Below are 8,722 nucleotides of genomic sequence, written 5' to 3'. Positions count from 1 at the left end.
CACAGGGGACTTGCACCCCCAAGTCATCCGGCCAGCACCACCTGGACCGGAACAGCGCCGTCAAGGCGCTACGCGCCATGCCTGGCGCACTACGAAAAAAACCCCGCAAATTGCGGGGTCAAGGCTAGCGCTGTGCTGGAGGGAGAAGCAGACGGAACCTTCGTCGTCTGCTTCACTACTGCCATACCTATTATGCACAGGGGCTGTTAACCTGAAGTGGCCGCGCAATGACATTTATTTCAGGCGTAGGGGAAGTCCCTGTCACTTCCGGCGGCTGCCGAACGGCAACCTTGTATCCCCCGGGCCCCGGACCCATGATGTGAGTAATCAGGGATCGTTACCGCTTCGTCGAGGACACCGATTGTATGAAAACAGAGAAACTCACCCAGGCTGCACTGAAAGGCGTTGACGCTGTTGGCTACCAGCTTGACCGCCTGGGCATCACGGACAAGGTAAACCGTCACAACATCGCCGCGTTCCTGATGGCTGAACAACACCATCTGGAGGGAGAATGGGAAAGTCTGCAGACCCGGCTCGACCGTTATCGTCGCCAGGCAGGAGATATGCTGGACAGCCTTGAGCGGGACGGCTCACCGGTGCTGCGGCCCGTAGCCGAGCGTATCAACCGGTTTCGCCGTACTGACGACAAACCTCATACTGAGTAATCTTCCGGCTGCCCTGCCTCTGAACTGGCCGCCACCGACTTCACGCGCCCCTTCTGGGGGTTGTAATGGGGCAGCGTCACCCTGACCCGCAGGCCCGGGTGTTCGGCGCCCGGGTGGTGATCGAATACACCAATGGTGCCCTGGTGGATCTCTGCGACCGCACTGACCAGGCTCAGCCCCAGCCCGTTGCCCGGCAAGGAGCGGCTCTTGCCCACCCGGTAGAAGCGCTGGAAGATCTGGTCCTTCTCGTCATCCGGCACGCCGATACCGCTATCGGCCACCTCAAAAATGGCGTCACCGTTATCCTTCAGGACCTTAACCACGATTTCGCCTTTTTCCGGCGTGTATTTGATGGCGTTGTCGATCAGGTTGCTGACCATCTGGAACAGCAGATCCCGGTCCCCCTCCACTGTCACCTCATCGTCGATGCTCTGGGTGAAGGTCTGGTACTTGTCTTCGGAGAGAGCTTCATAGAGTTCACAGGCATCCCGCACCAACAGCCCGAGAGACACCGGCCGCATGTCTGCGGTGGTATTACCGCGGGTTTCCAGGCGGGCAATCCGCAACAGGGCATTGAAGGTGGCCAGCAGCTGATCGGCCTCTGCCACCGCCCTGGCCGCCTGGTCCCTGGCCTCATCGTTATCCACCAGCATCAGGGTGGTTTCCAGCTGGTTCCGTAGCCGGGTCAGGGGTGTGCGCAGATCATGGGCAATGCTGTCTGACACATGGCGAATACCTTCCATCAGGTACACGATACGGTCCAGCATCTGGTTCAGGTTTTCGGCGAGCTGGTCAAAGTCGTCCTGGGTGCCCCGGGTGGGTATTCTCTGGGACAGGTGCCCGTTCATGATTTTGCGGGAAGTATTGTTGATCACCTCGATGCGCCGGGTGGTGCTGCGGCTCATCATGAAGCCCCCGAGCAACGCCAGGGCCAGGGTGATACCCATTCCCCAGTTGATAGCGGTTTCGATCAGGGCCTTCAGGGTATTGAGGTCATCCACATCACGGCCCACCAGTAATCGCAGGCCGCCCTGCACCTCGAAGATACGGGCCCGGGCCTGCCGTGGCGGACCAGTCCAGCCCAGGCTTTCATCCAGGGTAAAGTTGATCCAGCTACCTTCCCGGGACTGGGATTCCACCGGCCAGCCGTTCAGGTTGCCTGCCAGCTTGAGGTACTCATCGGTGGTCAGCAGGTAAAGGGATTTGGCATTGGGGTCACGGGCCACCCGCTCACGGATAATCGTGATCAGGCCATTTACGCCCCGACCCCGGTATTGCTCCGCCAGCCCCGCTATTTCGGCTTCGATGGTTTCGTCTGTCTGGGCAGTCATGAAACCGGCGGTACGCCAGTAGATGAATGCCAGCAAAAGGAAAACCGAGGTGGCAAACACCACCATGTAAAGCAGGGCCAGCTGGAATGTGGAGGTTCGTAGCTGACTAAGCAGTTTCACGCAGCATGTATCCCGCACCCCTGACCGTCTGGAGCAGCGGGGTATCGAACTCCTTGTCGATCTTGGCCCGTAGACGACTGATGTGCACGTCGATCACATTGGTCTGGGGGTCGAAGTGGTAATCCCATACCTTCTCCAGCAGCATGGTACGGGTGACCACCTGGCCGGCGTTACGCATCAGGTATTCCAGCAGCCGGAACTCCCGGGGCTGCACGTCGATGTTCTGGCCGGCACGCTTGACGGTCCGGGCCAGCAGGTCCATTTCCAGGTCAGCCACCTTCAGAACCGTCTCGGTTTCGGCCGACTGACGGTTACGGCGCACCAGGGACTCGATACGGGCCAGCAGTTCCGTAAAGGAGAACGGCTTGGTCAGGTAGTCATCGCCACCGCCACGAAGCCCTTCAACCCGGTCGTCCACGTCCCCCAGGGCACTGAGAATGAGTACCGGAACCTGGTTACCCGTGGCCCTTACCGTCTTGATGATGGACAGTCCGTCCATGCCCGGCAACATCCGGTCCACAATCATGATGTCGTAGTCTTCGCTGGCGGCCATCATCATGCCCTCCTTGCCGTCAGCCGCGTGATCCACCACGAAATCGGACTCCTTGAGCCCTTTTACCAGGTAGCTTGCTACGTCCTGGTCGTCTTCGATTACCAGTGCTTTCACCGGTCTTCCTCCCGCCTGACTGAGTAACCACTGTACCGCAAGGGAGGCCGGAAAACCCGGGGGTTGTGCGTCCGGATGCGGGCCTGTCCGCTGACCGGAGGCCCGGCTCCCCTTGTTAATGTTTGCCCAGAGTAAGGGCTGTCATGATTGGCTGCCAGTTACGATCCTGTAAGAGGGTGTCGCCAATGACGACGGTCACATTGTGGACCCCGGGGCCGCTTTCATCCAGCCCAGTCCCTCCTCTGTGCGGCCTTGCGGCCGGTATTCCGCACTTACCCAGCCAGTGTAACCAGCCTGGTCGAGGGCATGGAAGATGGGCCGGAAGTTAATCTCACCGGTTCCCGGTTCATGACGGCCCGGGTTATCTGCAAACTGGATATGGCCGATGCGGGGCAGAAGCGCCTGCAGGGTCCGGATCAGGTCCCCTTCCATGATCTGCATATGGTAAAGGTCATACTGCAACCGCAGATTGTCCGCACCTACCTCGTCCATGAGCTGCACCACCTTGCCGGACGTATCCAGCAGGAAACCCGGCATATCGACCCGGGAATTGATGGCTTCCAGGCAAAGACTAATGCCCTCGTCCGCAAGTCGTCGCGCAGCCCAGGCCACATTCCCGCGCAAGGTGGCCCAGAGCAGCTCTGGCTCAGCCCCGGCAGGCGCCAGCCCAGCCAGGCAGTTGAGCTGCTGGCAATCCAGCGCCCTGGCATAGCGGACGGCATCCTCCACCCCCTGGCGGAATTCCGCCTCACGTCCGGGCAGACAGGCGATGCCTCGCTCTCCGGTATCCCAGTCACCGGGAGGAAGGTTGAACAGCACCTGGGCCAGGTTATTGTCGCGAAGTCTCTGCGCCAGAAAGTCCTCCGGCCAGGCATAGGGAAACAGATACTCCACTCCACTGAAACCGGCACCCGCGGCAGCAGCGAACCGGTCCTCGAAGGGTACCTCGTTGAACAAAAGCGTCAGGTTGGCAGCAAACCTCGGCATTACTCAGTCCTGCCGTTTGCTGTCATGGCTGAAGCCGCCAAGGCGAGCTCCGTTAACGTGCTCCAGCTCCAGCAAAAGGCCGCTGTGATCCACGTCTGCGTGGCCATTGGCCACCAGTGACAGGTAACCGTTATGGGCCTGTTGGGCCAGGGGCAGGGTCAGTCCCTCGGACCGGGCCTCATCCAGGATCATGCGCAGGTCTTTCAGCTGAATGCGCGCAGGAGCGCCAGGGGCGAAATCCCGGTCAATCATCCGCTGGCCATGCTGCTCCAGGATCCTGCTGCCGGCAAACCCGCCCATCAGGGCTTCCCTCACAGCCGCCGGGTCGGCACCGCCCTTTGCCGCCAGCAACAAGGCTTCGGACACCGCGCCAATGGTGACACCAACGATGGCCTGGTTGGCCAGTTTCGCCAGCTGCCCGGCGCCTACAGGCCCGATATGGGTTACCTTGCCAAGGGTTTCGAAAACAGGTCGTACCTTTTCCAGGATGTCAGCCTCTCCACCTGCCATGATACTGAGCGTGCCCGCCTCTGCGCCTCGCGTACCGCCAGACACCGGCGCATCCAGGTAGCAGGCTCCCTGTTCAGCGGCCAGGGCGCCATGCCGGCGGGCCAGCGATGGCTGCACCGAGCTCATGTCCACCAGCACCGCTCCCCGCTGCAGGGCCGCCATGGCCCCCTGCTCTACCAGCACGGCCTCAACCACATCGCTGTTCTCCAGCATCGTGATGACGATATCCGCTCCGGCAACGGCTTGCGCCGGGGTGGCAGCAATGGTCGCGCGGGACTCAAAGGGTGTGCACTTGCCGGCAGTACGGTTCCAGAGGGTCATCGGATAGCCGGCGGCCAGCAGATTGTGCACCATGGGCGCACCCATCAGGCCAATACCCAGAAAGGCAATATGGGGGGATGCCATCGGAGTTGTTCTCCCTGCATACAAAAACGCCACCAGCAGGCAGGCCGGTGGCGTTATCAGGTTACGACCAGTGAGTGATCAGGCCGCCTCGGCCATCTTCACCCGGATCTTCTTCATGGCGTTCTTTTCCAGCTGCCGGATACGCTCAGCGGATATGCCATATTTGTCCGCCAGCTCATGCAGTGTGGACTTGCTGTCCGTCAGCCAGCGCTCCCTCAGAATATCCTGGCTGCGCTCATCCAGGCTTTGCAGCGCCTCCATCAGGCGACCATTGGAATCCTCGGTCCAGTCAGACTGTTCCAGCTGCGCGGCCGGATCACTGCGGCGGTCTTCCAGATAGTACGCCGGCGCCTGGTAGGCGTTGTCGTCATCGTCATCCTGGGGCCCGTCGAAGGCAGTGTCCTGCGATGCCAGGCGGCCCTCCATTTCCCGGACCACACGGGGCTCGACCCCCAGGTCACTGGCAACCGCGTTAAGTTCTTCCTGGTTCAGCCAGGCAAGGCGCTTCTTCTGGCTGCGCAGGTTGAAGAACAGCTTGCGCTGGGCCTTGGTTGTGGCCACTTTCACGATGCGCCAGTTGCGCAGAATAAACTCGTGAATCTCTGCCTTGATCCAGTGCACGGCAAAGGACACCAGACGCACGCCGTATTCGGGATTGAAGCGCTTGACTGCCTTCATCAGCCCGACATTACCTTCCTGGATCAGATCCGCCTGCGCCAGGCCATAGCCTGAGTAGCTGCGGGCGATGTGAATGACGAAACGCAGGTGCGAGAGCACCAGCGTACGCGCCGCTTCGACGTCTCCTTCATAATGGAGGCGCTCGGCAAGCTTACGTTCTTCGTCTGCGGTCAGTACCGGTATGCGGCTGGCAGCCTGAATATAGGACTCCAGATTGGCACCCGGGACGAGACGATCCGCTAACTGTAAACCTGTACCCATTCGTATCCTCCGTACTCGGCAACTCATAAATATAGCAACTGTATTTATGACAGCCAAGTGGCAAATTAGTTCCCGGTTTGCGCGCTTTTTTAAAGGTAATCAACAAGCTGCAGTCAAACCATTGCGTATCAGCCGTTGTCGCTTCCTGCTCGTCATACACTGACAGCGACACCCGCTTCGGCCATGTCCGGGTAAATGTACCTGCATCTAAAATAGAATCCGTGCCCGGATAGCAACCATACGGTGTTTCCCTTACCGGGGATTGAACCTGCCAAGATCCCCACCCACCGTGACAACAGGATCAGGTTAAACCAGCCTAACACACCCGGTCCCGCATGACGTGAACAACCGGTAAGAAAGGCAACTCAACCCGCCCCGGCAATTTCTCCCGGTTCAATGGCGTCCAGATGACGCCTCACCGCCAGCCAGGCCCCCATCCAGCCTAAGGCAACCGCCACCAGCAATAACCCGAGCATGCCGTCCAGCGGCAGGCCGCTCAGGGAGAACTCACTGTTATAGAGCACCGCCAGCTCTCGCACCGGACCGTTCAGCCACCAGATGGCAAACTGGAGTATCAGCACCGCCACGACACCGCCGCCCAGGCCATACCAGGCACCGGTATAGAGAAACGGCCGGCGCACGAAGGCATCCGTACCGCCGACCAGCTTGGATACCAGGATTTCATCCCGGCGATTCTCGATCGCCAGCCGGATGGTATTTCCGATCACCAGGATCACCGCAGCCGCCAACAGCACGGTCAGTACCCAGACCGCCCGGGCGATAAGGTCGGTCATCGCCGCCAGTCGCTGCAGCCAGCCCAGGTCTACCTGAACCCGGGCCACCGGGTCCAGGGCCCCCAGTTCCGAGGCCAGCCGATCCACCCCGGCGGCATTGCGGGCATCGTCCACCGGTGTCACCAACAGGGTATGGGGCAAGGGGTTCTCATCCAGGTAATCCAGGGCTTCCTCAAGCCCTGAACTGCTCCGGAACTCCGCCAATGCCTGATCCCGGTGGATCAGCACCACGTCGGACACGTCATCGCGTTCTCCCAGCCGACTCCTGAGCTGGCCGGCCTCATCGTCAGACACCTGGTCCTCCAGATAGACCGTCACCCGCGCCGCACTGTCCCAGCCGGCGCTGATACCCTGGAGACTCGCCAGCAACAGCAGCAGGCCCACCGGCAGCGCCAGCGCGATTCCCATCACTGCCCAGGTCATGGCACTGGCCACGGGAGCCGCCAGCAAACGGCGGGCGCTGTCCCGGGCCACTTTCACGTGGTGAGCCCGGTAGCTGGCCAGCACGACACCCAGTGAAGAACGCTGGCGGCCGGCACCCCGGTTGCGGGGCCCGGATCCCTCCCCGGACGGACGAGTCATGACACCCCCCGGGCCATGGTGGACTTTGCGGTCAGCAGTTCACCCTGGGACAACGTCAGCCGACGCCGCCCCATGGACTCGATCAAGGCAATATCGTGGGTGGCGATCAGCACCGTCACACCCACCTGACTGAACTGTTCGAACAGATGCATGATATCCGCCGACAGCTGCGGGTCCAGGTTACCGGTAGGCTCATCCGCCAGCAGCACCGGTGGCTTGTTGACTACTGCCCGGGCGATACCCACCCGCTGCTGTTCACCGCCGGAGAGCTGAACCGGGTTCATTTTCTCCTTGCTGAGCAGCCCAACCTTGTCGAGGGCCGCACGGACCCGACGACCAATATCCTGGTAGGACACCCCCATGACTTCCAGCGGCATGGCCACATTGTCGAATACCGTCCGGTCAAACAGCAGCTGGTGATTCTGGAAAACCGCCCCGATATGACGGCGGACATAGGGAATCTGGCGCCTGGGCATGGTGTTGAGAAGCTGCCCGCCAACCCGCACTTCGCCAGCGGTGGGGCGCTCCATCAACAGGATCAGTTTGAGCAGGGTACTCTTGCCGGCACCCGAATGGCCGGTCAGGAACGCCAGCTCTCCCCGGTCGAGTCCGAATGAGACATGGCGCAAGGCCGTGTGATCGCTGTCATAACGCTTGGTAACCTGACGGAATTCGATCATTACAGCCTGTGTCCTTGTTCCGGGTTCGCCGGCGCTTTACGGGAGCCGAGGATCAGTCGTCAAACAGGGCATCCACGAAGGTTTCGGGTTCGAACGGTCGCAGATCTTCAACCTGTTCGCCAACTCCGATATAGCGGATTGGCAGCCCAAGCTGGCGGGCAATCGCAAACACGATACCGCCCTTGGCAGTGCCGTCGAGCTTGGTCAGGGTGATACCACTGACACCCACCGCCTGCTGGAATACCTGGGCCTGGCTCAGGGCATTCTGGCCGGTGCCGGCATCCAGCACCAGCATGACTTCATGGGGAGCGGAGTCGTCCAGTTTCTTCATGACCCGGACCACCTTCTCCAGCTCGGCCATGAGATTGTCCTTGTTCTGGAGACGGCCCGCTGTGTCGGCAATCACGACATCAACGTCCCGGGCCTGGGCGGACTGCACCGCGTCGAAAATAACGGAGGCACTGTCTGCACCGGTATGCTGGGCAATCACCGGCACCTTGTTACGCTCCCCCCAGACCTGTAGCTGCTCTACGGCTGCAGCCCGGAAGGTGTCCCCTGCAGCCAGCATCACACTGCGACCCTCATTCTGGAACTGCCTGGCCAGCTTACCGATGGTAGTGGTCTTGCCAACGCCGTTGACGCCAACCACCAGCATGACCCAGGGCTTCTTGCCACTGTCTATTGCCAGCGGCTCCCGGCTTCCGGCCAGCAGGGTGCGCAGCTCGTTCTTGAGTGCCTCTTTGAGAGCCGCCCCATCCTTCAACTGGCTGCGATTGAGCTTTTCAGTCAGCGAGTCAATGATCTCGGTGGTGGCGGTGACGCCCACATCGGCCATCAACAACGTCGTTTCGATCTCTTCCAGCAGGTCCTCATCTACCTTGCTGCCCGGCGAGAACAGCCCGGAAAGCCCGGAGCCCAGGCTGGCGCGGGTCTTGCCGAGTCCGGACCGGATGCGCTGGAATACGCTGATTTTTTTCTCGGGCTCGGGCTCGGGCTCGGGCTCGGGCTCGGGCTCGGGCTCGGGCTCGGGCTCGGGCTCGGG

At 61.0% G+C, this 8,722-nt stretch carries 9 protein-coding genes; 1 reads left to right on the top strand and 8 read right to left on the bottom strand.

Features of this window, described 5'->3' with window-relative positions:
• Positions 1-365 precede the first annotated feature (365 nt).
• On the top strand, positions 366-665 hold the full coding sequence (locus ACESMZ_RS09260) for a hypothetical protein (RefSeq protein WP_372957285.1): 300 nt from the start codon (positions 366-368) through the stop codon (positions 663-665).
• Here the strand turns inward: ACESMZ_RS09260 and ACESMZ_RS09255 are convergent.
• From ACESMZ_RS09255 to ftsY, 8 genes are all read right to left on the bottom strand, one after another.
• Positions 653-2,116 (bottom strand): ATP-binding protein, encoded by a 1,464-nt coding sequence (locus tag ACESMZ_RS09255; RefSeq protein ID WP_372957286.1) that lies wholly within the window; start codon positions 2,114-2,116, stop codon positions 653-655. The genes ACESMZ_RS09260 and ACESMZ_RS09255 overlap by 13 nt on opposite strands.
• Positions 2,103-2,783: a response regulator transcription factor gene (locus ACESMZ_RS09250; protein ID WP_091851950.1), complete on the bottom strand. Its 681-nt coding sequence runs from the start codon at positions 2,781-2,783 to the stop codon at positions 2,103-2,105. Before ACESMZ_RS09250 ends, ACESMZ_RS09255 begins: the two co-directional genes overlap by 14 nt.
• A 195-nt stretch (positions 2,784-2,978) precedes the next feature.
• Positions 2,979-3,770: a hydroxypyruvate isomerase gene (hyi, locus tag ACESMZ_RS09245; RefSeq protein ID WP_372957287.1), complete on the bottom strand. Its 792-nt coding sequence runs from the start codon at positions 3,768-3,770 to the stop codon at positions 2,979-2,981.
• Positions 3,771-3,773: 3 nt separating this feature from the next.
• Positions 3,774-4,685 (bottom strand): NAD(P)-dependent oxidoreductase, encoded by a 912-nt coding sequence (locus ACESMZ_RS09240; RefSeq protein ID WP_372972517.1) that lies wholly within the window; start codon positions 4,683-4,685, stop codon positions 3,774-3,776.
• 78 nt (positions 4,686-4,763) lie between these two features.
• Positions 4,764-5,624, bottom strand: a complete 861-nt coding sequence (rpoH, locus tag ACESMZ_RS09235) for an RNA polymerase sigma factor RpoH (RefSeq protein ID WP_372957289.1) — start codon at positions 5,622-5,624, stop codon at positions 4,764-4,766.
• A gap of 365 nt (positions 5,625-5,989) precedes the next feature.
• Entirely contained in the window at positions 5,990-7,000 is a 1,011-nt protein-coding gene (gene ftsX, locus ACESMZ_RS09230) for a permease-like cell division protein FtsX (RefSeq protein ID WP_372957290.1), read from the bottom strand.
• Positions 6,997-7,680 carry a cell division ATP-binding protein FtsE gene (ftsE, locus tag ACESMZ_RS09225; protein WP_372957291.1) on the bottom strand — a complete coding sequence of 228 codons (684 nt, stop codon included), beginning with the start codon at positions 7,678-7,680 and terminating at the stop codon, positions 6,997-6,999. The genes ftsX and ftsE overlap by 4 nt, the downstream gene beginning before the upstream one ends.
• Before the next feature lie 52 nt (positions 7,681-7,732).
• On the bottom strand, positions 7,733-8,722 hold a 990-nt coding region (ftsY, locus tag ACESMZ_RS09220), incomplete at its 5' end, for a signal recognition particle-docking protein FtsY (protein ID WP_372972516.1).

This window comes from Marinobacter sp. (assembly GCF_041690615.1).
Classification (GTDB): Bacteria; Pseudomonadota; Gammaproteobacteria; order Pseudomonadales; family Oleiphilaceae; genus Marinobacter.
The sequence above is the reverse complement of the archived record's forward strand: the minus strand, read 5'-3'. Positions and strand labels throughout refer to the sequence as shown.